General features: G+C 64.8%; 21 protein-coding genes and 1 tRNA gene. 14 read left to right on the top strand and 8 right to left on the bottom strand.

Annotated elements, in window-relative coordinates; all coding sequences use genetic code 11:
* Positions 1-19 precede the first annotated feature (19 nt).
* Together FYJ92_RS11290 and FYJ92_RS11285 are read left to right on the top strand one after the other, a co-directional pair.
* The gene (locus FYJ92_RS11290; protein ID WP_185260819.1) at positions 20-946 is read left to right on the top strand and encodes a tyrosine recombinase XerC; all 927 of its coding nucleotides are present in this window, start codon (positions 20-22) and stop codon (positions 944-946) included.
* A gap of 276 nt (positions 947-1,222) precedes the next feature.
* Complete coding sequence (locus FYJ92_RS11285) at positions 1,223-1,726, top strand: DUF3145 domain-containing protein (RefSeq protein ID WP_056349065.1); 504 nt, start codon at positions 1,223-1,225, stop codon at positions 1,724-1,726.
* Positions 1,727-1,879: 153 nt separating this feature from the next.
* On the opposite strand, the gene FYJ92_RS11280 is transcribed toward FYJ92_RS11285, so the two are convergent.
* The 6 genes from FYJ92_RS11280 to aceE form a co-directional block, all read right to left on the bottom strand.
* Entirely contained in the window at positions 1,880-3,115 is a 1,236-nt protein-coding gene (locus FYJ92_RS11280) for a beta-ketoacyl synthase (RefSeq protein WP_185260818.1), read from the bottom strand.
* Between the two features lie 152 nt (positions 3,116-3,267).
* On the bottom strand, positions 3,268-3,513 hold the full coding sequence (locus FYJ92_RS11275) for an acyl carrier protein (protein WP_009359314.1): 246 nt from the start codon (positions 3,511-3,513) through the stop codon (positions 3,268-3,270).
* Between the two features lie 81 nt (positions 3,514-3,594).
* Entirely contained in the window at positions 3,595-4,656 is a 1,062-nt protein-coding gene (locus tag FYJ92_RS11270) for a beta-ketoacyl-ACP synthase III (protein ID WP_185260817.1), read from the bottom strand.
* Complete coding sequence (locus tag FYJ92_RS11265; RefSeq protein WP_185260816.1) at positions 4,653-5,582, bottom strand: ACP S-malonyltransferase; 930 nt, start codon at positions 5,580-5,582, stop codon at positions 4,653-4,655. Before FYJ92_RS11265 ends, FYJ92_RS11270 begins: the two co-directional genes overlap by 4 nt.
* Before the next feature lie 88 nt (positions 5,583-5,670).
* On the bottom strand, positions 5,671-6,915 hold the full coding sequence (locus tag FYJ92_RS11260; RefSeq protein WP_255482037.1) for a CdaR family transcriptional regulator: 1,245 nt from the start codon (positions 6,913-6,915) through the stop codon (positions 5,671-5,673).
* A gap of 174 nt (positions 6,916-7,089) precedes the next feature.
* Complete coding sequence (gene aceE, locus FYJ92_RS11255; RefSeq protein WP_185263768.1) at positions 7,090-9,858, bottom strand: pyruvate dehydrogenase (acetyl-transferring), homodimeric type; 2,769 nt, start codon at positions 9,856-9,858, stop codon at positions 7,090-7,092.
* Positions 9,859-10,256: 398 nt separating this feature from the next.
* Here aceE and FYJ92_RS11250 point away from each other — a divergent pair, with 398 nt between their 5' ends.
* The 7 genes from FYJ92_RS11250 to FYJ92_RS11220 all read left to right on the top strand — a co-directional run bounded on the left by FYJ92_RS11250 (position 10,257) and on the right by FYJ92_RS11220 (position 15,328).
* A complete protein-coding gene (locus tag FYJ92_RS11250; RefSeq protein ID WP_185260815.1) occupies positions 10,257-10,676 on the top strand; it encodes a DUF3052 domain-containing protein in 420 nt (139 codons plus the stop codon).
* Positions 10,673-11,167 carry a peroxiredoxin gene (locus FYJ92_RS11245; RefSeq protein ID WP_185260814.1) on the top strand — a complete coding sequence of 165 codons (495 nt, stop codon included), beginning with the start codon at positions 10,673-10,675 and terminating at the stop codon, positions 11,165-11,167. Before FYJ92_RS11250 ends, FYJ92_RS11245 begins: the two co-directional genes overlap by 4 nt.
* A gap of 6 nt (positions 11,168-11,173) precedes the next feature.
* Positions 11,174-12,100: an NAD-dependent protein deacetylase gene (locus tag FYJ92_RS11240; RefSeq protein ID WP_185260813.1), complete on the top strand. Its 927-nt coding sequence runs from the start codon at positions 11,174-11,176 to the stop codon at positions 12,098-12,100.
* A 95-nt stretch (positions 12,101-12,195) separates the two neighbouring features.
* Positions 12,196-12,271: transfer RNA gene (locus FYJ92_RS11235), tRNA-Val, on the top strand.
* A 173-nt stretch (positions 12,272-12,444) separates the two neighbouring features.
* Positions 12,445-12,735: a hypothetical protein gene (locus FYJ92_RS11230; protein ID WP_185260812.1), complete on the top strand. Its 291-nt coding sequence runs from the start codon at positions 12,445-12,447 to the stop codon at positions 12,733-12,735.
* 266 nt (positions 12,736-13,001) lie between these two features.
* Entirely contained in the window at positions 13,002-13,799 is a 798-nt protein-coding gene (locus FYJ92_RS11225) for an IclR family transcriptional regulator (RefSeq protein ID WP_185260811.1), read from the top strand.
* A gap of 212 nt (positions 13,800-14,011) precedes the next feature.
* The gene (locus FYJ92_RS11220; protein WP_185263767.1) at positions 14,012-15,328 is read left to right on the top strand and encodes an MFS transporter; all 1,317 of its coding nucleotides are present in this window, start codon (positions 14,012-14,014) and stop codon (positions 15,326-15,328) included.
* 214 nt (positions 15,329-15,542) lie between these two features.
* Here the strand turns inward: FYJ92_RS11220 and FYJ92_RS11215 are convergent, their stop codons facing one another.
* A complete protein-coding gene (locus tag FYJ92_RS11215) occupies positions 15,543-16,607 on the bottom strand; it encodes a D-2-hydroxyacid dehydrogenase (RefSeq protein WP_185260810.1) in 1,065 nt (354 codons plus the stop codon).
* A 73-nt stretch (positions 16,608-16,680) separates the two neighbouring features.
* Here FYJ92_RS11215 and FYJ92_RS11210 point away from each other — a divergent pair, with 73 nt between their 5' ends.
* Genes FYJ92_RS11210 through FYJ92_RS11200 form a run of 3 tightly spaced genes read left to right on the top strand, consistent with a single transcriptional unit; the run spans position 16,681 to position 19,480 of the window.
* Positions 16,681-17,625, top strand: coding sequence for an NAD(P)-dependent oxidoreductase (locus tag FYJ92_RS11210; RefSeq protein WP_185260809.1), 945 nt, complete (start codon positions 16,681-16,683; stop codon positions 17,623-17,625).
* Complete coding sequence (locus FYJ92_RS11205) at positions 17,622-18,392, top strand: SDR family oxidoreductase (RefSeq protein WP_185260808.1); 771 nt, start codon at positions 17,622-17,624, stop codon at positions 18,390-18,392. Before FYJ92_RS11210 ends, FYJ92_RS11205 begins: the two co-directional genes overlap by 4 nt.
* Positions 18,392-19,480: an L-idonate 5-dehydrogenase gene (locus FYJ92_RS11200; protein ID WP_185260807.1), complete on the top strand. Its 1,089-nt coding sequence runs from the start codon at positions 18,392-18,394 to the stop codon at positions 19,478-19,480. The genes FYJ92_RS11205 and FYJ92_RS11200 overlap by 1 nt, the downstream gene beginning before the upstream one ends.
* Positions 19,481-19,524: 44 nt before the next feature.
* Here FYJ92_RS11200 and FYJ92_RS11195 read toward each other — a convergent pair whose 3' ends face one another.
* Positions 19,525-20,253, bottom strand: coding sequence for a FadR/GntR family transcriptional regulator (locus tag FYJ92_RS11195; RefSeq protein WP_185260806.1), 729 nt, complete (start codon positions 20,251-20,253; stop codon positions 19,525-19,527).
* Positions 20,254-20,425: 172 nt separating this feature from the next.
* Between FYJ92_RS11195 and gndA the strand changes: the two genes are divergently transcribed.
* Positions 20,426-21,862: an NADP-dependent phosphogluconate dehydrogenase gene (gndA, locus tag FYJ92_RS11190; protein WP_185260805.1), complete on the top strand. Its 1,437-nt coding sequence runs from the start codon at positions 20,426-20,428 to the stop codon at positions 21,860-21,862.
* A 121-nt stretch (positions 21,863-21,983) separates the two neighbouring features.
* A complete protein-coding gene (locus FYJ92_RS11185) occupies positions 21,984-22,817 on the top strand; it encodes an oxidoreductase (RefSeq protein WP_185260804.1) in 834 nt (277 codons plus the stop codon).
* Positions 22,818-22,823: the final 6 nt, after the last annotated feature.

Below are 22,823 nucleotides of genomic sequence, written 5' to 3'. Positions count from 1 at the left end.
CTTCTGGGACAGTGGAACAGTGGAGAATCAGGAACTGTCCCTGGAGTTTGAGCAGGCACTTGTAGACTTCGGCAGATACCTGACCGCAGAGCGGGCCCGGTCCGGGCATACCCTTCGGGCATACTTGTCCGACCTTCGAAGCCTCCTGGAATACGCCGCCTCCGAGGGTGTCACGGATCTAGCAGGCCTGGAGCTGGGCACCCTCCGACGCTGGCTCGGGGCGCAGAGCCAGGCCGGAATATCCCGGGCCACCCTTGCGCGGAGATCGGCCACAGCGCGTTCCTTCACCACGTGGGCCATGCGGGAAGAGCTTATCGCGGCCGATCCTGCCCTCCGTCTCAGGGCTCCCAAAGCGGAAAAGTCACTGCCCGGGGTGCTGCAGTCCCAACAACTCCTCAGGCTGCTGAACAGTCTGGCGGAGGCCGCGGCTGACGGGTCACCGGTGCCGGTGCGCAACCGGGCCATGGTGGAGCTTCTATACGCCACGGGCCTGCGGGTGGGGGAGCTGGCCGCCTTGGATGTGGACGACCTCAACCCGGACCGCCGGACCCTGCGGGTGGTCGGCAAGGGCAACAAGGAAAGGACGGTGCCCTATGGCGTCCCGGCCGCCGTGGCCGTCGACGACTGGCTGCGCAGGGCCAGGCCGCTCCTGGCCACGGGGCACAGCGGGCCGGCGCTATTCCTGGGCACCAGAGGGAACCGTGTTGACCAGCGTCAGGTCAGGACCGTGGTGAATGCCCTCTTCGAAGCTTTGGGCGACACCTCAGCAACCGGTCCGCACGCGCTGCGGCATACTGCGGCAACGCACCTGCTCGATGGCGGGGCGGATCTTCGTGCGGTCCAGGAAATCCTGGGCCACAGCAGCCTCGCCACCACGCAGATCTACACCCATGTGTCCGTAGAGCGGCTCCGGAGCAGCTACCAGCAGGCACATCCCCGGGCCTGAGCGCCGGCGGATTCCCGCCCGGGACCGGCAAATCCAGCCCCATGTCACCTGTGGCGAATCGCACTGGCGTAATTACGCGGCGTACGGCACAATAAGAGTCACGTCCGGCAACTTTCAAGTTTCGCTTGAAGCTCTTTCGCTTCGCGCGTCACCCGCAAGTCCGGACACAGCTTAATAATCAGGCAGGGAACGCCGCCGCTGGCACGTACAGCACCGGGCAGTTTCATCCAGGCAGAGGTCGTTGGGGAAGACGTACCTACAGCTATGGAGGATGGAATGTCTGTTGCAATGACCCGCGGTGTCCTGTTTGTTCACTCAGCCCCTACAGCACTGTGCCCGCACGTTGAGTGGGCCATTGGATCCGTCGTGGATAAGCGGACGGATCTTGAGTGGACCCCTCAACCTGCCGCGCCCGGAATGTTCCGCGCCGAGCTCTCCTGGACGGGAACTCCGGGTACCGGATCGCTGCTGGCTTCCTCACTTCGCGGCTGGGCCCATCTGCGCTACGAGGTCACTGAAGAGCCGAGCCAGGGCGTAGACGGCGGCCGCTGGTCGCATACCCCCGAGTTGGGGATATTCCACGCCACCACGGATGTCCACGGCAACATCATGGTCTCAGAGGACCGCATCCGCTACGCCTACGAATCGGGCGCCGGAGATCCCTCTGCCGTGTATCACGAGCTTTCCCTGGCCTTAGGCGAGGCGTGGGACGAGGAACTCGAGCCGTTCCGGCACGCAGCCGAGGGCGCACCGGTCCGCTGGCTGCACCAGGTGGGTTGACCGCCGTCGGACATCCCGGCGTCGTGCTCCGGTCCGATGTCCCGGCATAGCGCGTGCCGGATCGGAATGCGGTGCTCCATAGCATAAGCAGAGGCCCCGCCACATGGCGGGGCCTCTGCTTTGTCTGCGGTACTTGCTGTTCCCGCGCTGCTGCTAGATGCTGCGGACGGCGATCACGGCGTTGTGGCCGCCGAAGCCGAACGAGTTGCTCAGCGCCACGATGTCACCCGCCGGCAGATCCCGCGCAGACGTGACGACGTCGAGCGGGATCTCCGGGTCCTGGTTCTCAAGGTTGATGGTGACCGGGGCCTTGCGGTGGTACACGGCCAGCACAGTGAGTACTGCCTCCACGGCACCTGAGGCGCCCAGGAGGTGGCCCATCTGTGACTTGGTGGCGGACACCGCGACGTTGTCCAGGTGGTTCCCCAGCGACGCGCGGAGGGCCGTGTACTCCGGCTTGTCACCTACGGGAGTGGAGGTAGCGTGCGCGTTGACGTGGACAACGTCCTCGGCCTGGATCCGGCCGTCGAACATGGCCGCCTTCAGCGCGCGGGTGGCGCCCAGGCCCTGGGGGTCCGGGGCGGTGATGTGGTAGGCGTCGGCGGTAACAGAGGTGCCGGCCAGTTCACCATAGATGCGGGCGCCGCGGGCAATGGCGTGTTCTTCAGCTTCGAGCACCAGCGCGCCGGCGCCTTCGCCCATCACGAAACCGTCGCGGCCCATATCGTAAGGGCGTGAGGCGCCCTGGGGGTCGTCGTTGCGGCGGGAGAGCGCCTGCATGGACGAGAACGCGGCCAGGGGCATGGGGTGGATGGCTGCCTCGGCGCCGCCGCACATTACTACGTCGGCCTTGCCGGAGCGGATCAGCTCCAGGCCCAAGTGAAGGGCCTCCGTGCCCGACGCGCAGGCCGAAACCGGGGTGTGGGCGCCGGCACGGGCGCCAAGGTCGAGGCTGACGGCTGCTGCAACGCCGTTGGGCATCAGCATGGGCACCGTCATGGGCAGGACGCGGCGCGGGCCTTTTTCCTTCAGCGTGTCCCACGCGTCCAGCAGGGTCCAGACGCCGCCGATGCCGGTGGCGAAAGCGACCGCAAGGCGGTCGGGGTCAATCTCGGTGATGCCGGAATCTGCCCAGGCTTCACGCGAGGCGATGACACCGAACTGGGTGGAGGGGTCCATCCGCTTGGCCTCCACGCGGCTCAGGACCTCCAGGGCGGGAGTGGAGCAGCGCGCAGCGAAGTGAACGGGCAGTTCGTATTTGGCGACCCATTCGTCTTCCAGCGTGCGGGCACCGGAGACCCCCTTCAGCGCGTTGTTCCACATGGTGGGTACGTCGCCGCCGATGGGCGTGGTTGCACCCAGACCGGTAATGACTACTTTGCGTGTCATTGGATCACTCTCTGTCGGTGGGCAGGCCGTATCCGGTTGTCCGGCGGGGTCCCGCGTGTGGGGCAGTTTGCTGCCGAAAAATGTGGTGGGCTGCCGGTCCGGCCTGAGCACGGACCGGCAGCCCCGTCAGCCATAAGGGGCTGAATCCTTGGCTAGGCCTGCGCGCCGGCGATGAAGCTGACAGCGTCGCCGACGGTCTTGAGGTTCTTGACCTCTTCATCCGGGATACGCACGCCGAACTTCTCTTCGGCGTTGACCACGATGGTCATCATGGAGATGGAGTCGATGTCCAGGTCCTCGGTGAAGGACTTGTCCAGTTCCACAGCCTCGGGGGCAAGGCCGGTTTCTTCGTTGACGATTTCAGCCAAGCCGGCCAGGATCTCTTCGTTGCTAGCCATTGATGGCTCCTTTTCTTGTTATTGCCGGCAGTGGGTGCCGGAAACGGTGCAGTCCGCGGATGCGGCCTGTGTGGGACGTTCCTAAGGAAGGACGATTACCTGGGCACCGAAGACCAGCCCGGCGCCGAAGCCGATCTGGAGCGCGAGGCCGCCGCTGAGCTCAGGGTTTTCCTTGAGCAGGCGGTGGGTGGCCAGGGGAATGGAGGCCGCGGAGGTGTTTCCGGCATCTGCGATGTCCCGGGCCACAGTGACGGATTCGGGAAGTTTCAGTTTCTTGACCATCTCGTCGATGATCCGCATGTTTGCCTGGTGCGGGATAAAAGCAACGAGGTCTTCAGCCTTGACGCCAGCGGCCTCCAAGGCCTGCTGGGCCATCTTTGCCATTTCCCAGACCGCCCAGCGGAAGACCGTCTGCCCGTCCTGGCGGAGTGTGGGATAGAGTTCCTGTGCCTCTTCGAGGAGGGCAAAGTCACCCGGCTCGTCGGACTGGCGGGCCGCCATGCTGAGGTCGCGGACATCGAGGATGGAACGCGTCATGCCGATCGCGTCCCACTTGCTGCCGTCCGAACCCCACACCGAGGGTCCGATTCCGGGGGTGTCCGAGGGCCCGATGACAACAGCACCCGCGCCGTCGCCCAGCAGGAAGGAGATGGTGCGTTCCCGGTTGTCGATGACGTCGGAAAGCTTCTCCGCGCCAACCACCAGCACGTAGGTGGCGGTGCCGGAACGGACCAGGGCATCAGCCTGGGCGATGCCGTAGCAGTATCCGGCGCAGGCGGCCGAGATATCGAAGGCCGGCGCCGGCGTCGCACCGATGCGGTCTGCCAGGGCGGCGGCAGCCGACGGCGTGGCGTACGGGTGGGTGACGGTGGAAACGATGACAGCACCAAGCTGGGACGCTTCGATGCCTGCCTGCTGCAGGGCCTCCCGGGCGGCGCCCTCTGCCATGTCGACGACGCTGACGTCGGCAGCGGCCCGGTGTCGGGTCACGATGCCGGTCCGCTGGCGAATCCATTCGTCTGAGGAATCAATCCACTGGCAAACGTCATCGTTGGTGACGATGACGTCAGGCCGGAATGCCCCGAGGCCGATGATGCGGCTGTATTCGTTGACGGGAACCTGTTTCAGCGTGGGAACGCTCATGCATTTCCCTCCAGTTCTGCGAAGAGTGCCAGTGCGGCCGTGAGGTCGTCCGGGGTTTTGACTGCAACGGTCTTGACGCCGGGCATGCCGCGCTTTGCGAGCCCAGCCAGCGTACCGGCCGGGGCCAGCTCAATGACACCGGTCACGCCGCGCTGCACAAGGGTTTCCATGCAGAGGTCCCAGCGGACCGGCCGGGAGACCTGCGCGATGAGGCTCTCGACGGCGGCGCCGCCGTCGGTCACTTCCCGGCCGTCAAAGTTGGACAGCAGGGGCACCTGAGGCTTCTGCGGCTTGAGGCCCGGCTTGAGCGCCTCAAGGGCGCTCACGGCGGGGGACATGTGTGAGGTGTGGAACGCTCCGGCCACCTTCAGCGGGATGACGCGTGCCTTGGCCGGCGGGTTGTCCGCCAAGGCCTTGAGTTGTTCGAAGGTTCCGGCAGCCACGGTCTGGCCCGCGCCATTGACATTGGCCGGTGTCGCGCCGGTAGCCTCGATTGCGGCCAGGACCTCGGCCGGGTCCCCGCCCACCACGGCACTCATGCCGGTGGGGGTGACGGCAGCGGCGGAAGCCATGCTGTTGGCGCGTTCACGGACAAACGTCATGGCTTCCTGCTCTGTGAGCACGCCGGCGAGTGCCGAAGCGGTGATTTCACCAACGGAGTGACCGGCAAGGATCACCGGAAGCGTGCCGAGCTCGACGTCGAACAGCGAGTTTGCGGCGACCAGCCCGGCGGCAACAATCAGGGGTTGCGCAACGGCGGTGTCCTTGATGGTGTCCTCGTCAGAGGTGGTCCCGTGGGCAGTCAGGTCGATGCCTGCGATCTCACTGAGGGAGGCCAAATAGCCTGCTACCGAAGGCAGTTCCAGCCAGGGGGTCAGAAAACCCGGGGTCTGTGAGCCCTGTCCAGGGCAGACTATTGCAAGCACGTATCCAGCTTTCCAAATTACGGGGTCATCCAGGGGTGTTTGTCTGCACCAAGCTCAAGGGGTCAGATTGTAGGAAGTCTACAACGACTCAAGACTGATTCCGCGCCGGATGACGCTCTGTCGGGGCTTTTGGCGGTGCCGAAAGCCGGCCGACAACCAACGCCGCCTGCAGGACAAACGCCTCCCGGGGAAGAAGCGGATCCCAGCCCGTGACGTCGCAGACGCGCTTGAGCCGGTACCTGACGGTGTTGGCGTGGACAAACAATTCACGGGCAGTTGCCTCGAGGGAATGACCCAACTCGAGGTAGGTGCCCAGAGTCTCGACCAGCCCGTTGGAGGCCGCGACCAGCGGACGGTAGATGTTCTTCACCAGGGATCGGCGCGCAGCTTCGTCACCCGAGATGACGCGTTCGGGCAACAGGTCATCGGCGGCCACGGGCCGGGGAGCGGCGGGCCACGCCCTCGCGGCGGTCAGGCCGGCAAAGGCCGACTGCGCTGATCCGCTGGCCTCCAGCAGGGAACCGGCTTCCGGGCCGTAGACCACCGGGCCGGGGGCGAACATTTCGCTGAGTTTCAGGTACGCGGTCTCCCGGTCCTGGACGCCGCCAAGGATCAGAATCAGCCGGTCGCCCTGGATACCCACCAGCGCATCCTCGGCGTAGCGGCCCGCCAGTCGACGTAGCTCGCTGACATAGCTGGCACTCGGTTCAGACGGCGAATTGCCCACCATTACGGTGAACCTCTCCTGTGCCTTCCAACCCAGGGCGGCGATCCGGGAACGCAGCGCGTCCGTGTTTTCGCCACGGAGGATGGCGTCCACGATCAGCGCTTCCAGCCGCGTATCCCAGGAACCGCGGGATTCTGCTGCCCTCGCGTACACGTCCGCCGCCGCGAAGGCCACTTCCCGTGAGTACCGCAGTACCGCCTCGCGGAGGGAGGGCTGGTCAGCTTCGGGGGCGATCACCGGCACCTGGTCTTCCACCACTTCAACCACGATCCGGATGAGCTGGAGCGCCTTCTGGAGGCTGATGGAACGCGTCAGCTCCGTGGGGGCCGTCCCAAAAACGTCGGAGAGGATCCACGATGGCGAGCTGGGCCGCTCATACCAGGTGACAAACGCTGCGATGCCGTTCTGCGCCACCATTCCCAGCGCCGAGCGCTCATCGGAGCTGAGCCGGGAATACCACGGCAGCGACTTCTCCAGCTGGCGAAGGGTGGTGGTGGAGAGTTGGCCCACACTTGCCCGGAGCTTTTTCAGGGTTTCGGATTTCTCCGGTGTCATGCTGCGCGAGGACGGCTTGCGCTTCACGGGCGGGGTGGTTGGCTCTGGCATCCTTCGAGCATACGGTGCCTGCCCGGCAAGCTCCATTTGTGCGAAGGCTACAACCTTGTTGGACCTGCATCACAGGGGGTCTCCCGTACAGGAACCCAGGGAACGACGACGGCGACCCTCGCCTTTCGGTGAGGGTCGCCGTCGTCGTTCATTTCCGCTGTCAGCAGGAGTTGATCAGGACTCGCCGCCCGCGTTGCCGGTGGACCCGGCATTGACGTTGTGCAGCTTGTACTTCTCGATTGCCTGGGCCGGGGCCTGGGCATCAACTTCGCCACGGCGGGCCAGCAGTTCCAGGGAACGGACCACGATGGAGTGGATGTCGTTCTTGAAGAAGCGACGGGCAGCTGCACGGGTGTCGGAGAAGCCGAAGCCATCCGCACCCAGCGTGGCGAACTCGTTCGGTACAAACTGGCGGATCTGGTCCGGAACGGCCTTCATATAGTCCGAGACCGCCACCACTGGCCCTGTGGCACCGGCAAGCTGCTGCGTGACGAATGGGACGCGGGCGGGCTTGCCCGGGTTCAGGAACGCCTCTTCCTCGGCGGCCATGCCGTCGCGGCGCAGTTCGTTCCAGGACGTCACGGACCAGACGTCGGCAGAGACACCCCAGTCCTCGGCGAGCAGCCGCTGGGCTTCAATGGCCCAGGGAACCGAGACGCCGGAGGCCAGGATCTGGGTCCGGGGACCGTCGATCTTCGCCGGAGCCGCGAGGTAGATGCCCTTAAGGACACCTTCCACGTCGAGCTCCTCCGGTTCCGCGGGCTGCGTGATGGGCTCGTTGTAGACCGTGATGTAGTACATGAGGTTCCGGTCAGCGGAATCGGGCCCGTACATGCGCTCAATGCCGTCCCGGATGATGTGGCCCATCTCGTACCCGTAGGCCGGGTCGTAGGTGACCACTGCCGGGTTCGTGGAGGCCAGCAACGGCGAGTGGCCGTCGGCGTGCTGAAGGCCTTCACCGGTCAGGGTGGTCCGGCCGGCGGTGGCGCCGATGATGAAGCCGCGGGCCATCTGGTCCCCGGCGGCCCAGAACGCGTCACCGGTGCGCTGGAAGCCGAACATGGAGTAGAACACGTAGACCGGGATCAGCGGGACGCCGTGGGTGGCGTAGGCGGTGCCGGCGGCCGTGAAGGCTGCGACCGCGCCGGCTTCGTTGATGCCGGGGTGGATCAGCTGGCCCTGGGCGGATTCCTTGTAGGCCAGGACCAGGTCCCGGTCCACGGACAGGTAGTTCTGGCCCTTGGGGTTGTAGATCTTGGCCGTGGGGAAGAACGCGTCCATGCCGAATGTGCGGGCCTCATCGGGGATGATCGGCGCGATGTGCTTGCCGAAGTTCTTGTCCCGCATGAGGTCTTTGAGGAGCCGGACAAACGCCATGGTGGTGGCGGCCTGCTGCTTGCCGGAACCGCGCTTGGCAACCTCGTAGGTTTTTGCTTCGGGGAGGGCGATCTCCTGGTGCTTGGAGCGGCGCTCAGGAACAGAACCACCAAGCTTGGCGCGGCGTTCCATCATGTACTGGATCTCGGGCGCATCGGTGCCCGGGTGGAAGTACGGGGGCTGGTACGGGTCCTTCTCCAACTGCTCGTCGGTAACCGGAATCCGCAGGTGATCGCGGAACTTCTTCAGGTCATCGAGGGTGAGCTTTTTCATCTGGTGGGTCGCGTTGCGGCCCTCGAAGTGGGGTCCGAGTCCGTAGCCCTTGACCGTTTTGGCCAGGATGACGGTGGGTTTGCCCTTGAATTCGGTGGCTGCCTTATATGCGGCGTAGACCTTGTGGTAGTCGTGGCCGCCGCGCTTGAGGTTCCAGATTTCGTCATCGGAGAGGTCCGCGACCATGTCCTTGGTCTGCGGGGTCTTGCCGAAGAAGTGCTCGCGGACGAACCCGCCGGATTCTGCCTTGTAGGTCTGGTAGTCCCCGTCCGGGGTTTCGTTCATGATCTTTACCAGGGAGCCGTCGGAGTCCTTGGTGAGCAGGTCATCCCACTCCCGGCCCCAGACGACCTTGATGACGTTCCAGCCCGCGCCGCGGAAGAACGCTTCGAGTTCCTGCATGATCTTGCCGTTGCCGCGGACGGGTCCGTCGAGGCGCTGGAGGTTGCAGTTGATCACAAAGTTCAGGTTGTCGAGGTTCTCGTTCGCGGCGAGCTGGAGCAGGCCGCGGGACTCGGGCTCGTCCATTTCGCCGTCGCCCAGGAATGCCCAGACCTGCTGGTCCGAGGTGTCTTTGAGGCCGCGGTTGTGCAGGTACCGGTTGGACTGGGCCTGGTAGATCGCGTTCATCGGGCCGATGCCCATGGACACGGTGGGGAATTCCCAGAACTCCGGCATGAGGCGCGGGTGCGGGTAGGAGGAGAGCGCGTGGCCTTCTTTGGATTTTTCCTGCCGGAATCCGTCCATGTCCTCTTCGGAGAGCCGGCCTTCCATAAAGGCGCGGGCGTACATGCCGGGGGAGGCGTGGCCCTGGAAGAAAACCTGGTCACCGCCGCCGGGGTGGTCCTTGCCACGGAAGAAGTGGTTGAACCCTACTTCGTACAGGGTGGCGGCGCCGGCGTAGGTGGAGATGTGTCCGCCTACCCCGATGTTCGGCCGCTGCGCCCGGTGCACCATGATGGCGGCATTCCAGCGCATGTACGCCCGGTACCGGCGCTCGAATTCCTCGTTGCCGGGGAACGCCGTTTCCTGGTCCGCCGGGATGGTGTTCACGTAGTCCGTGGTGGTCACCATCGGCACGCCCACGCTCTGGGCGCCGGCGCGCTGCAGCAGGCTGCGCATGATGTATTGGGCACGTTCCGTGCCCTGTTCCCTGATCAGCGCATCCAGGGACTCAACCCATTCGGCGGTCTCTTCCGGATCACGATCAGGCAGCTGGTTTGTCAACCCGCTGAGGATATGGGAGGTCTCTTCTCCTGCAGCCACGTCCAACCTCTCTTTGCGCGCATGCATCGGCGCCCACATGCCGGGCAGGGTGACTGTCCGGCATGAATGCGACGTGTGCGACGTATCGGTTACAACAGCCCGGTCATGTGCGCCGGGCAGGGTCCTAGCACGCCTATGTCTGCCATTGAGTTCCAGGCGGTCGCCCCGCAGGCATAGTTGTCACCAGCCACTCTAGCTGTGACTCCAGCGCGATGCGTAGCCGCGTCTGTGGCGTCCCCGTTGTATTTCGCCGTCATACTGGTTGTGTGACGAAAGCCGCTGCAACGCAGGCTGACTGCGCCGGATGTGATGCAGAATATGGCGGATCTCGGTGGTGGCAGCTTGAAGCGCGGGCACAAAGGGTGTTGGCTGGGAGTAATGGAAATCACTATGCGCATTGCATGTATTAGGCATTGGAGGAACACGTGAGCGAGGCCGACGCCGCCACTTCGGTAAATGTGGCGGAAAAATTGGGTTTCAAAAATGGGGATCTGATTCAGGAGTTCGGTTACGACGACGACGTCGATTTCGACTTACGTGACGATATTGAGGACCTGACAGGGTCCGAACTCCTGGACGAGGACGACCACGACGTTGTTGACGCCGTCATTTTTTGGTGGCGGGACGGCGACGGGGATCTGATCGATACCCTCATGGATTCCCTGACCACCCTGAGTGAAAACGGGGTTGTCTGGGTGTTGACGCCAAAGTCCGGGCGCACCGGGTATGTGTCGCCGGCGGAGATCCAGGAAGCGGCACCCACCGCGGGCCTGCACCTCACCACCTCCGCAGGTGTGTCGAAGGACTGGAGCGCCACCCGCCTGGTCAGCAGGAAGAACAAGTGACCTCAGCTCTCGCCGTAGTCGGCCAGACTGTTCCGGCGGTGGGGGAACTTGCCCCGGACTTTGAGCTGGTGAACCAGTTCGGAGAACCTGTCCGGTTGTCCTCTTTACGCGGGCAGAACGTTGTGCTGGTGTTTTATCCGTTTGCATTTTCGGGTGTCTGCACCGGTGAACTCTGTGAAATCCGTGACAACCTGACAGCGTTCGAGGATGCCAGGGCCACGGTCCTGGCAGTGTCCGTGGACAGCAAGTTCAGCCTGCGGGCCTATGCCGAGAAGGAAAGCTACGGCTTTGATCTTCTGGCCGACTTCTGGCCGCACGGCGCCGTCGCCTCCGCCTATGGTGTCTTCGACCCGGAGAGCGGCATGGCGGGGCGCGGGACGTTCATCATCGATGCAGCCGGAACAATCCGCTACGTTGTGGTGAATCCGCGCGGCCAGGCCCGCGAGCTCGCAGACTACCAGGATGCTCTGGCAGGCCTGGAACAGAGCTGACGCCGCATGGACCAGCAGCGGCACGGCATCGGCCTGACGGGCTTCGCCAGCCTGCCGGCCGCTGACCCTGCTGCGCTGGCCAGTGCGGATCTTCAAGGACTGGAGCGCGTCCGGGAGCTGTTGTCCCGCAAACGGCTGGCGCTGCTCACGGGCGCCGGGCTGAGCACCGATTCGGGCATTCCGGATTACCGGGGGCCGAACGCCGTACCACGTTCGCCCATGACATACCAGGAATTTGTACGCGAGGGCGCCAACCGCCAGCGCTACTGGGCACGGAACCACATCGGCTGGTCCAGGTTGTGGCACGCGGATCCAAACCCCGGGCATCGTGCGGCCGCAGAACTGGAGCGGCGGGGCCTGCTCACCGGATTGATCACGCAGAACGTGGACCGGCTCCATGAAGATGCCGGCAGCCGGAATGTCATTGACCTCCACGGACGTTATGACCGGGTGGTTTGTCTGGCTTGCCAGCACACATACACGCGCCACCTGCTGGCGGGGGTCCTCGAAGAACTGAATCCCGGCTTCCTGGCACGCGCCACCACGTCCGGCCTGGCGGAAATGGCGCCCGACGCCGACGCCACAGTTGAGGACTCGGCGCTGATCAGCAGTTTTGTGGTCGCTGCCTGCCCCGCCTGTGGCGGAATGCTCAAGCCTGACTTTGTCTACTTCGGCGAGAACGTGCCCAAGGACCGCGCGGAAGCCGCGTACGCGATGGTGGACGCCGCAGGGGCATTACTTGTTGCCGGATCATCGCTGACCGTGATGAGCGGACTGCGGTTCGTCCGCCACGCGGCGAAGGACGGCAAGCCGGTAGTGATCATCAACAGGGGCGATACACGGGGCGATCAATACGCCACCATCAAGCTCCACGCAGGCGTCAGCGAGGCGCTGACCTGGCTCGCCGCCGAACTCCCCGATCTTGACCCATGACGGGGACGAAGGCGTCGATTGGCTTTTCTTCCCGCCCGTCAGGTAGAGTTTATGTTCGTTGGTTGACGCGCTGAGGCGAGAAAAACCGGCCGTTCGGGTCTTTAGCTCAGCTGGTAGAGCGCCACGTTTACACCGTGGATGTCATCGGTTCGATCCCGGTAGGACCCACCATCAAACCCCGTTGTTCCTGGCCAGATTGGCTGGGAACGGCGGGGTTTTTGTTGCCCTGCACCGTCTTCCGTACTGGGCTCCGCAGGCGGCCAAGAGGTTAACAGTCCGTGCCCTGCTGGCTCAGTTCGGCCAGGGCGCTTTAATTGTCGGTGGCTGTCCCTACTGTTCGTGCTATGGAATACGTGGTGGTGAAGACGGCCCAGGACGGCAGCCCGACGGCGGTAGTCAGCAACGGCAGGGAATGGGCCGTCGGCGCCGATGCAGTGAGATGGTTTGAGCGTGTGAGCTGGTGGGAGGCGCAGCGCCGTATGCCCAAGGGGCTGGGCCGTGTGGATGTTGAGGTGTTGCAGGTCCAAGTGCGGCTGGGTCACAATCCGCATTCCGCGCTGACCACCATGGTGCTGGAGCGCGACGGACTCGGTGGCGGCTGGAGGCTCAGGGAAGCCGTGGTGGACGTCGCCTGAATCCGGCGGCAGATGCCGAGAGAACATTTGGGCATTGGAAAACCCTCCACCGCGACTATTGGGGGATGCCGCGGTGGAGGGTCTGGAATGAATATACCGTGAACTTCCTGAAACAAACAAATGCCACGCGAAACGTGGTTCCTGGCGCGGCGGACGTAGCCTTTTGTCCGGGCCCTGAAGCGCCGCCAAGCCATTATGATGGTTACTGTTCAGCAGAATGAACGTATCTATGCGACGCGCCCTGGCGTGCCGATCGAAGGAGAATCATGGCCGATTCCCGCACCCCCCGCTCCTCCGAGGGTTTGGGGAGCACGTCGCCCGCGCCGGCGGTCACTCGTGCCGCCGCCGTCATGGACGCGTTGGCAGCCTCTGCTACCGGAAGGCTGACGCTGAGCGACCTGGCCCGCGAGCTGGGAATCCCCAAGTCGTCCACCTCAAACCTGTTGCTGGCGTTGGAAGAAGCCAGGCTGATCAGCCGCCAGGGCGCCGAATTCACGCTGGGCCGCAAGCTCGTGGAACTCGGCGCGGCATATCTGAGCCGGCTTGACGAAGTGCAGGAGTTCTACCGGTTCTGCGAACAGGCGCCGACCCTTTCCGGGGAGACGGTACGCATCGCCATGCTGGACGGAACCAACGTCATCTATCTGGCCCGCTACGAGGGCCATCCGGCGGTCCGCCTGACGTCCAACATCGGCGACAAGATGCCGGTGTCCCTATGTGCCGTTGGCAAGGCCCTGATTGCCCGCCTTCACGACCATGACGTCGACGCCATGTTTTCCGATGACGCCGAACTTCCGGTCCTGACCCCGAAGTCCCTCCGCACCGGAGCGGAACTGAAGGCCCAGCTGACCACCATCCGGGAACAGGGCTACGCGTTCGAGGACGAGGAATCTACTACGGGAGTAGTCTGCCTGGCTGTATCGGTGCCTACGCGCGGCGCCCACGGCCCGAGCCTTGGATTGTCAGTCACGGCCCTTAAAGCCACATATTCCGCGGAGCAGGGTGCCCGGATGATCAAGGAACTGAACGAGCTGGCGCGGTCGCTGGGCAACCCCATGGGCTAAGTACTCTGCCCTGACGGGGCTACTTAACGTTCATAGCGCCGGTTGTGAACAAAAACTGTCAACCACTTGCTCTGTGTTCAGCTTGCTGTACTCTGTTCAATATAGTGATCGACGCCATGGGGTGTCCTCGCTATCCCACCAGGCCAACGGGGGCCTGGAGTGTTTTTGAGGGAGTTCTTGTGACAACTCGTACTAAATCACCGCAGACTGACATGGACGGCGCCGCCGTCGATCCGGACCAGCTGCGAAGGGCAACTCTTGCCAGTTCTGTAGGCTCCGCACTGGAGTACTACGACTTCTACATCTACGGCCTTGCCTCGGCATTGATCTTTGGACCGCTCTTCTTCTCACCGCTGGGGGAAAGCGGCGCCGTGATCGCCTCGTTCGCCACCTACGGTGTGGGCTTCGCCGCCCGGCCGTTCGGCGGCGTCGTCTTCGGCTACATCGGCGACCGGTTCGGCCGGAAGATGGTCCTGGTCCTGACCATCGGCCTGATGGGCATGGCCAGTTTCGCCATCGGGCTCCTGCCCACCTTTGAACAGGCCGGCATGGTCGGCGCGGTGCTCCTGGTGGCCCTTCGAATCCTCCAGGGCCTGGGTGCCGGTGCCGAGCAGGCAGGCGCCACCACCCTGATTTCAGAAGTGGCCCCGCGCCGGCGTCGTGGTTTCTTTGCCGCACTGCCATTCGTCGGCATCCAGCTGGGCACCCTGCTCGGCGCAGGCACCTTCGCATTGATGGCACTGGCTGACAAAGAGGTGCTGCAGGGCTGGCTGTGGCGCGTTCCGTTCCTGGCCAGCGTCATCCTGATCGCCATCGCGGTCTTTATTCGGCTCCGGCTTAAGGAAACGCCGGTCTTCCAGGAACTGGAAAAGCACAAGGCCGTGGTAAAGAACCCTGTGGTGCAGATCTGGAAGCACTCAAAGAAGAACGTGCTCATCGGCATCGGCCTGCGCATGGGAGAAAACGGAAACTCCTCCATCTACTCCGCCCTCCTGGTGTCCTTCATCAGCCTGCCCGCCGGAGTCTTCGCCGGCGACAAGTTCATCGGCCCCACCGGCCTCCTCATCGCCGCCGGATTCGCAGCGGTCATGGTGGTCACGTTCGGCGCCCTGTCCGACCGCTTCGGCCGCGTACCGGTGTACCGCTGCGGCGCCCTCTTCCAGGCCGTCATCGCCCTGCCGGCCTTCTACCTGGTCACGCTCGGCAATGTCACCCTCGTCTGGGTGGTCATGGTGCTGGGCATTTCTCTCGGCGTGCAGTCAATGCTGGGCCCTCAGTGTGCCATGCTCCCGGAACTCTTCGGCTCCCAGCACCGCTTCACGGGTGTAGCGCTGAGCCGTGAACTCTCTGCCGTCCTGGCAGGCGGATTCGCGCCCATGATCGGTGTAGCGCTGCTGGCTGCGACCGGCCACTCCTGGCTCGTTCCCGCGATCTACTCCCTGGTCCTGGCGCTGATCTCCTTCGGCACCACCTTCTTCGCCCCCGAAACCAACGGCCGGGACCTGCTCCTGGTGGAGGATGCCGGCTAGGCACTCCACTGACGCAAAAGGCGGCCTCCCATGCATGGGGAGGCCGCCTTCCTGCTTTAACGCGCACTCCGGGTGCGCCTTCCCGGTGCCGGCCGGCTGGTTGTTCCCCTGCTGGTTGCCCAGATAACCGCCGACACAAAAGAGCCCCTGCCGTGGATTCCCTTTTCCAGGATCCACGGCAAGGGGCTCTGTGGTTCAGGCCGGCGGCTGTCCCTCAGTAGAAGTGGACCGGGTCTACGAGGTGAGGCAGGTCGCCGCCATTGAGGAACGTTCGCAGGTTGCTGCAGAAGCGGTCCGCGATCAGCCGGTTCTCCGCGGCGCTGAGCGCCGAGGTATGCGGCGACACCATAACTTTGGGGTGGTTCCAGAGCGGGCTGTCCCGGGGGAGCGGTTCCACGGCGAAGACATCGAGGCAGGCGTAGGAGACCTGGCCGTTGTCCAGGGCCTCCAACAGGGCGTCCTCGTCCACCACGGTGCCGCGGCCCACGTTCACAAACACCGTTCCCGGCTTCATGGCGGCAAACACCTCACGGTTGAACAGCTTTTCCGTGTACGGCGTGCCGGGCAGGGTGTTGACGACGGCGTCTGCCGTGGCGAGCAGCCCGGGGAGACCGTTGTTGCCGGCGACCTGCTCGATTCCTTCGATCGGCTCAACGTTTCGTTTGGTGCCGCTGACCGTCATGCCCAGGGCGCGTGCGATCCGGGCTGTCTCCAGCCCGATTTCGCCCAGGCCGGTCACTACCAGTGTGGAACCGCTGACCAGGCGGGTAGGGGTCCGAAGCTCGGGCCACACCTTGGCGGCCTGGTCCTGGGCCAGCTCGGCGCTGCGCTTGAAGCCGTTGAGGATCCCCAGGGCAGCAAATTCTGCCAGCGGCAGGGCGTGGACGCCGGCTGAGGTTGTCACCTTGAATTTGAGGAGGGTTTCCTGGTCCAGCCCGGAGGCCTTAACGGCACCGCCGGCGCCGGCGGCCATGGCATGGACCCACTGGAGCCGAGGATTCTCGAGCGCGATGCGGGCCAGGCCCGCAGGGCTTTCGTTGGGCAAGCCGTACAGAACCTGCGCCTTGTTGAGCATGGCCCAGTACTGCTCCTCCTGCGCAGGCGTGCGTTCGAAGTCCGGATCCCCGGAGTGGTCGGCCGGAAAACGCTCGGGCGGAAGCAGCTCCGGCTCATAGAGGACGGTTACGGAGGGGTCTACGGCGCGGATGCGCTCCACCAGCTCTGCTTCGAGCGGGACGGCGATCGCGACGGTGTTTAGAGTCGTCATAGTGTTCATCATACTGAATAGCGGCTAGGATATTGGACAGATTTCCCTTAATTAACCACACAACGATGTGAGTCGAGGCCTATTTATGGAAGACAGAACAGCGGGCTTTGTAGGCCTGGGGCTGATGGGCCTGCCGATGGCGACCAATCTGGTCCGGGCCGGCTGGGCGGTTACCGCCTGGAACCGGTCCGAGGGACCCCTGCAGGAGTTTGTGGCGCAGGGTGGCTGCTCCGCGCCGGACGTAGCATCCCTGCGGGACCTGCCAATCATCGCCTTTATGCTCCCGGACCTTTCCTTCATCGAAGAGGCATCGGCGGGGCTGCTGACGAGCTGGGACGAAAATCCGCCGCAGCCCCGCACTGCCGTGGTGGTCACAAGCTCAGTCTCACCGGCAAAGGTCCAGGCCTTCGGGCGCCGCGTACGCGAGGCAAGCCAGGGACGCGCCACCGTGGTGGACGCCCCGGTCAGTGGCGGCACCAAGGGCGCGACCGACGGGACACTGGCGATCATGGCCGGCTGTGACGCGGACGAGTTCCGGCAGCTCGAGCCCTTCTTCAACGCGATGGGAACCACCGTCAGGCGCATGGGCCCGCTGGGCGCAGGGTCGCTCGCCAAGGCTTGCAACCAGCTCATTGTAGGAACCACGACGGCGGCACTAGCCGAAGCGGCCGAGCTCGCCGAGCGCTCCGGGATGGATCCGGCAGCGCTTTTCGACGTCCTGTCCGGTGGCCTTGCGGGCAGCCGCGTACTGGAGAACGTGGGACCGCGTTTGGTTCGGAAGGACTACACACCCACAGGTCCGGCGAAGTTCATGCATAAGGACCTGTCCTTTGTGCTCGAATCAGCCCGGGCGTCCGGCGCTGCCGTGCCGATGGCGACTGCCGGCGTCGAACTTTACGCCGAACTCAAGCGCCAGGGCCTTGGCGATCAGGACCTTGCCGTGGTCCGCCAGGCCATTTCGAATCTGAGCGACAACACCAATATCGCGGAACCTGCGGAGACCGCAACGAAAGGGACAGCTGCACCATGAGTACTCTTTTTGATTTGACGGGGCGGGTTGCCTTGGTGACGGGTTCGAGTCGGGGGATTGGTAATGCGTTGGCGCGGGCGTTGGCTGGGGCCGGGGCGACGGTGGTGCTGAACGGGATTAATGCGGAGCGGTTGAAGGCGGCGGAGGTGGTGATGGCCGCGGATTTTGCCCCGGGGCGGGTGCATAGTGTCGCGTTTGATGTTACGAGTGATGCCGAGGCTGCGCGGGGTATTTTGTGGGTGGAGGAGCATGTGGGGCCGTTGCAGATCCTGGTGAATAATGCCGGGGTCCAGCATCGGGTGCCGATGCTGGAGCTTGATGTCGCGGATTGGGAGCGGGTGATCAGGACGGATCTGACGAGCGCGTTCCTGGTGGGGCGTGAGGCCGCGCGGCACATGATCCCGCGCGGGAGGGGCAAGATCATCAATATCTGTTCGGTGCAGACGGACCTGGCCCGGCCCACGATCGCCCCGTATGTGGCGGCGAAGGGCGGGTTGCGGAACCTGACCCGGGCGATGACGGCGGAGTGGGCGGGCTCGGGGCTGCAGATCAACGGGATCGCCCCGGGTTACATCCATACCGAGATGACGCAGAACCTGGTAAACGATGAGCAGTTCAATGCCTGGATCCTGGGCCGGACCCCGGCGCATCGGTGGGGCACGGTCCAGGACCTGGCGGGCCCTGCGGTGTGGCTGGCCTCGGACGGGTCGGACTTTGTGAACGGGCAGACGATCTTCATCGACGGCGGAATGACGGTGGTGGTCTGATGGGCACAGGAATAGTGGCTCAGGGGACCGAAGCAACAGTGCTGCCGGTGTCGGGTCCGGCGGTGGTGGCGTACGCAGCCGGGGACCTGCGGGTCGAGGAGGTCCCGTTGGGTGTGCCTGGCCCGGGCGAGGCCGTGGTGGAGGTTGCGTATGGCGGGATCTGCGGGTCGGACCTGCATTACTGGCTCCATGGCGCGGCGGGGGAGTCGGTCCTGAAGGCGCCGATGGTGCTCGGGCATGAGATTTCCGGGACCGTGGTAGCGGCCGCGGCGGACGGGACCGGCCCGGGTGTGGGGACCGCGGTCGCGGTCCACCCGGCCACCCCGGGACCCGGTGCGGGGGATGTGCGGTGGCCGGCGGGCCGGCCCAACTTGTCCCCGGGGTGTACGTATTTGGGCAGTGCGGCGCGGTTTCCGCACACCGACGGTGCGTTCGCCCGGTATGTGAACCTGCCGTCCCGGATGCTGCGGGCGCTCCCGGCGGGCGTGGACCTGCGGACCGCGGCCCTGATCGAGCCGGCCGCCGTGGCCTGGCACGCCGTCGCGAGGGCCGGGGACGTCGCGGGCAAGAGTGTGCTGGTGATCGGGTGCGGCCCGATCGGGACGCTGGCCGTCGCGGTCCTGAAACGTGCCGGCGCGGGACGGATCACCGCCGTCGACGTCCATACCAAACCGTTGGAGATCGCCGCCGTGGTCGGCGCGGATCAGACCCTGCAGGCCGGGGACACGGACGCGATCGCCGCGGTGCAGGCCGATGTGGTGATTGAGTCCTCGGGCAGCCACCACGGCCTGGCCTCAGCCATCCAGGGCGCGGGGCGCGGCGGGACCGTGGTCATGGTCGGGCTGCTGCCCACCGGACCCCAGCCGGTGCTGATTTCCCTGGCCATCACCCGGGAACTGGACCTGCGCGGATCCTTCCGCTTCACCAACGAGATCGACGACGTCATCACCGCCCTCGCCGACGGCACCCTCCACATCAACTCCGTCATCACCCACGAATACCCCCTCAACCACGGACTCGAAGCCTTCGAAACCGCCAGGAACTCCGCCGCATCAGGAAAAGTCCTCCTCAACTTCCAACCCGAATAACGCGATATAGGAAGTGCTGGTCTCGGGGCCGGTTCCGGGTGAGGTCAGTTCCGGCGGACCGGGATAAACACCCGGGGCTGGTCCGTCCAGGTTCCGGACAGCCGGGAGGTGGTGCGGCGCATGATCTGTTCGGACGCGTCCCGGGCCGTGGCGGCGTCCCCGGCGGCGACCGCTTCGGCCAGATCGACGTGCCACTGGAGCGCCCCCTCGTGGGGGTGGTCCGGCATCAGTCCGTGGACCGTGCGTCCCGTCAGGGTCTCTGCCACCTGCCCCATCAGGTTGGCAAACATTTCGTTGCCCGAGCCGGAAAGCAGGACCGAATGAAAAGCGATATCCAGCTCCAGGAACTTCTGCGCGTCCCCGGAGTGGCCGGCGTCGCGCAGCGCGTGGGCGATGTCCACCAGTTCCCGCCGCAGCTGCGCCGGGGCATTGTTCGCTGCCAGCTCGGCCGCGGCGGGCTCGACGGCGGAACGCAGTTCGATCAGTGACCGCAGCTGGGCGCCGCGGGCGTCGCTGGACAGCCGCCAGCGGATGACCTGGGAGTCGAAGGGGTTCCAGCGGCTCGGCGGCAGCACGCGGATACCTACCCGCTTGGTGGTTTCCACGAGGCCCAGGGACTGCAGAACCCGCACGGCCTCGCGGACCACGGACCGCGAAACCTTCAGCTCTTCCTCAAGGTGCTCGGCCAGCATGACGTGTCCGGTAGGCAGCTCGCCCGTGATGATCCGGGTGCCAAGGTTCTCAATGGCACGGTGGTGCAGGCTGGTCGACATGGACTCAAGCCTAAACTGGGATTGACTGGCCACGTTCCACAAAGTGGGCACCGCTTCCCTCAAGCCGATTGAATATATATGCTTTATTAGGATCCATCGGTTCGTGACAGCGTGCTTCGCAGCGAACGCGGAGCCATCTGCACATCCATTGCACAACGAAATTGGAGTTTTGATGTCTGCACACATCGGTGTCACCGGCCTTGCGGTGATGGGCGCCAACCTGGCCCGCAACCTGGCCCGCAACGGCTTCACCGTTGCCCTGCACAACAGGTCGGTCGAAAAGACTGACGCTTTACTTGCAAAGCACGGCACGGACGGCGACTTCGTCCGCACCGAAACGTTGCAGGAGCTTGTTGACTCCCTGGAGAAGCCCCGCCGCGTCCTGATCATGGTCAAGGCCGGCAAGCCGGTTGACTCGGTCATCGAGCAGCTTGAACCTCTCCTGGAAGCTGGCGACATCATCATCGACGCCGGAAACTCCCACTACGAGGACACCCGCCGCCGCGAAGCCGCGCTGGCGAAGAAGGACCTGCACTTCGTCGGCATCGGCGTCTCCGGCGGTGAGGAAGGAGCCCTGAACGGCCCGTCCATCATGCCCGGTGGTTCCAAGGAGTCCTACGACGCCCTCGGTCCGCTGCTCGAAAAGATCGCCGCGCACGTGGATGGCAAGCCCTGCTGCGCGTGGATCGGCACCGACGGCGCCGGCCACTTCGTCAAGATGGTCCACAACGGCATCGAATACGCCGACATGCAGGTCATCGGCGAAGCCTTCGACCTCCTCCGCTCCGGCGCCGGCATCGAGCCCGCCGACCAGGCCAAGATCTTCGAAGAATGGAACAGGGGCGAACTCGCCTCCTTCCTGATCGAAATCTCCGCCGAGGTCCTGGGCCACGTTGACACCCGAACCGGCAAGCCGTTTGTGGACGTTGTGGTGGATGCCGCCGGCCAGAAGGGCACCGGACGCTGGACGGTCATCTCCGCGCTGGAGCTGGGGTCCCCGACGTCGGGCATCGCCGAGTCGGTCTTCGCCCGTGCCCTGTCATCGCAGACCGAGCAGCGCAAGATCGCCCAGGAACTCCTCGCCGGCGAGGAAATCGCCGTCGACGTTCCGGACACCTTTGTTGAGGACGTCCGCCAGGCGCTCTACGCGTCCAAGCTGGTTTCCTACGCCCAGGGCCTGGACATGCTGACCTCAGCAGCCAAGGAATACGGCTGGGACCTCAAGCTGGACGAGATCGCTTCGCTGTGGCGCGGCGGCTGCATCATCCGTGCAGAACTGCTCAAGGAGATCACCAAGGCCTACGCCGCAGAAGACAAGCCGGCCAATCTGCTGTTCGCCCCGGCGTTCACCAAGGCCATCGCCGATGTCCTGCCGGCATGGCGCCGTGTGGTCTCCACCGCCGTCCAGCTCGGCATCCCCGTGCCGGTCTTCTCCTCGTCACTGGCCTACTACGACGGACTGCGCCGCAAGCGCCTGCCGGCCGCAGTGATCCAGGGCCAGCGCGACCTTTTCGGCGCGCACACCTACGGCCGAGTCGACGCCGAGGGCACGTTCCACACCCTGTGGGGCGAGGACAAGTCCGAAATCGAAGCAGTGGACACGCACTAGTCACCACGCTCTGATTGCATCAAGCTGCAAACCCTGCGGCCGGCAGTTCCCGGATATTCTGGGAGCTGCCGGCCGTTGGCGTTTCCGGCAGTTGTGGTGTCCGTCCATCCAAGGAGTCAGAATGCCCAAGCCAGTCGCATTAGTTACGGGAGCATCCACGGGTATCGGCTTCGAGGCGGCGAAGAAGCTCAGCAGCCACGGTTTCATCGTCTATGCCGGCGCCCGCCGGGTGGACAGGATGGAGCCGCTGAAGGTGCTGGGCGTCCAGGTCCTGGCGCTGGACGTGACGGACGACGATTCGATGCGTGCCGCCGTCGGCCGTGTCCTGGAAGAGCGCGGGCGGATTGATGTCCTGGTCAACAACGCCGGATACGGGTCTTACGGGGCGCTGGAACAGGTGGACCTGGCCGAGGGCCGGCGCCAATTTGAGGTGAACGTCTTTGGCCTCGCCAGGATGACGCAGCTGGTCCTGCCGGCCATGCGGAGTGCGGGACGGGGCAGAATCATCAACATTTCGTCCATCGGCGGAAAATTCTACGAACCCCTCGGCGCCTGGTACCATGCCACGAAATTCGCCGTTGAGGGCATGAGCGATGCACTGCGGCTGGAACTCAAACCGCACGGCGTCGAGGTAGCCATCATCGAACCGGCAAGTACGCTCAGTGAGTGGGGCCGGATTTCCGCTGACGGGCTGCTGGCCAGCAGCGGCGAGGGGCCGTATGCCGCACAGGCACGGCACATGGCGCACGTCCTGGCGTCCACGGACAGGCCTGAAACGTCAACGCAGCCGGCGGTGATTGCGGCCGCTGTCCTGCACGCGGCCACGGCCGCCCGTCCCCGCACCCGGTACCCGGTGGGCAGGGGAGCGGCGGCCATTCTTGGCCTTCGGCGCGTCCTGCCGGACCGGCTCTATGATGCAGTGGTCACGGCAGTCCTGAAGCGTGTCGCCGGGTAGGGCTGC

Source organism: Pseudarthrobacter sp. NBSH8, from assembly GCF_014217545.1.
In the GTDB taxonomy this organism is placed as follows: Bacteria; Actinomycetota; Actinomycetes; order Actinomycetales; family Micrococcaceae; genus Arthrobacter.
Note: the sequence above shows the minus strand (reverse complement) of the source record. Positions and strands in the feature narration are given on the sequence as shown.

Excerpts from the sequence above, each read along its gene's own strand:
- FYJ92_RS11285 (WP_056349065.1), top strand. The coding sequence starts at position 1,223 with ATGTCTGTTGCAATGACCCGCGGTGTCCTGTTTGTTCACTCAGCCCCT.
- FYJ92_RS11280 (WP_185260818.1), bottom strand. The coding sequence starts at position 3,115 with ATGACACGCAAAGTAGTCATTACCGGTCTGGGTGCAACCACGCCCATC.
- FYJ92_RS11275 (WP_009359314.1), bottom strand. The coding sequence starts at position 3,513 with ATGGCTAGCAACGAAGAGATCCTGGCCGGCTTGGCTGAAATCGTCAAC.
- FYJ92_RS11270 (WP_185260817.1), bottom strand. The coding sequence starts at position 4,656 with ATGAGCGTTCCCACGCTGAAACAGGTTCCCGTCAACGAATACAGCCGC.
- FYJ92_RS11260 (WP_255482037.1), bottom strand. The coding sequence starts at position 6,915 with ATGCCAGAGCCAACCACCCCGCCCGTGAAGCGCAAGCCGTCCTCGCGC.
- aceE (WP_185263768.1), bottom strand. The coding sequence starts at position 9,858 with ATGCATGCGCGCAAAGAGAGGTTGGACGTGGCTGCAGGAGAAGAGACC.
- FYJ92_RS11240 (WP_185260813.1), top strand. The coding sequence starts at position 11,174 with ATGGACCAGCAGCGGCACGGCATCGGCCTGACGGGCTTCGCCAGCCTG.
- FYJ92_RS11230 (WP_185260812.1), top strand. The coding sequence starts at position 12,445 with ATGGAATACGTGGTGGTGAAGACGGCCCAGGACGGCAGCCCGACGGCG.
- FYJ92_RS11225 (WP_185260811.1), top strand. The coding sequence starts at position 13,002 with ATGGCCGATTCCCGCACCCCCCGCTCCTCCGAGGGTTTGGGGAGCACG.
- FYJ92_RS11220 (WP_185263767.1), top strand. The coding sequence starts at position 14,012 with ATGGACGGCGCCGCCGTCGATCCGGACCAGCTGCGAAGGGCAACTCTT.
- FYJ92_RS11215 (WP_185260810.1), bottom strand. The coding sequence starts at position 16,607 with ATGATGAACACTATGACGACTCTAAACACCGTCGCGATCGCCGTCCCG.
- FYJ92_RS11210 (WP_185260809.1), top strand. The coding sequence starts at position 16,681 with ATGGAAGACAGAACAGCGGGCTTTGTAGGCCTGGGGCTGATGGGCCTG.
- FYJ92_RS11205 (WP_185260808.1), top strand. The coding sequence starts at position 17,622 with ATGAGTACTCTTTTTGATTTGACGGGGCGGGTTGCCTTGGTGACGGGT.
- FYJ92_RS11200 (WP_185260807.1), top strand. The coding sequence starts at position 18,392 with ATGGGCACAGGAATAGTGGCTCAGGGGACCGAAGCAACAGTGCTGCCG.
- FYJ92_RS11195 (WP_185260806.1), bottom strand. The coding sequence starts at position 20,253 with ATGTCGACCAGCCTGCACCACCGTGCCATTGAGAACCTTGGCACCCGG.
- gndA (WP_185260805.1), top strand. The coding sequence starts at position 20,426 with ATGTCTGCACACATCGGTGTCACCGGCCTTGCGGTGATGGGCGCCAAC.
- FYJ92_RS11185 (WP_185260804.1), top strand. The coding sequence starts at position 21,984 with ATGCCCAAGCCAGTCGCATTAGTTACGGGAGCATCCACGGGTATCGGC.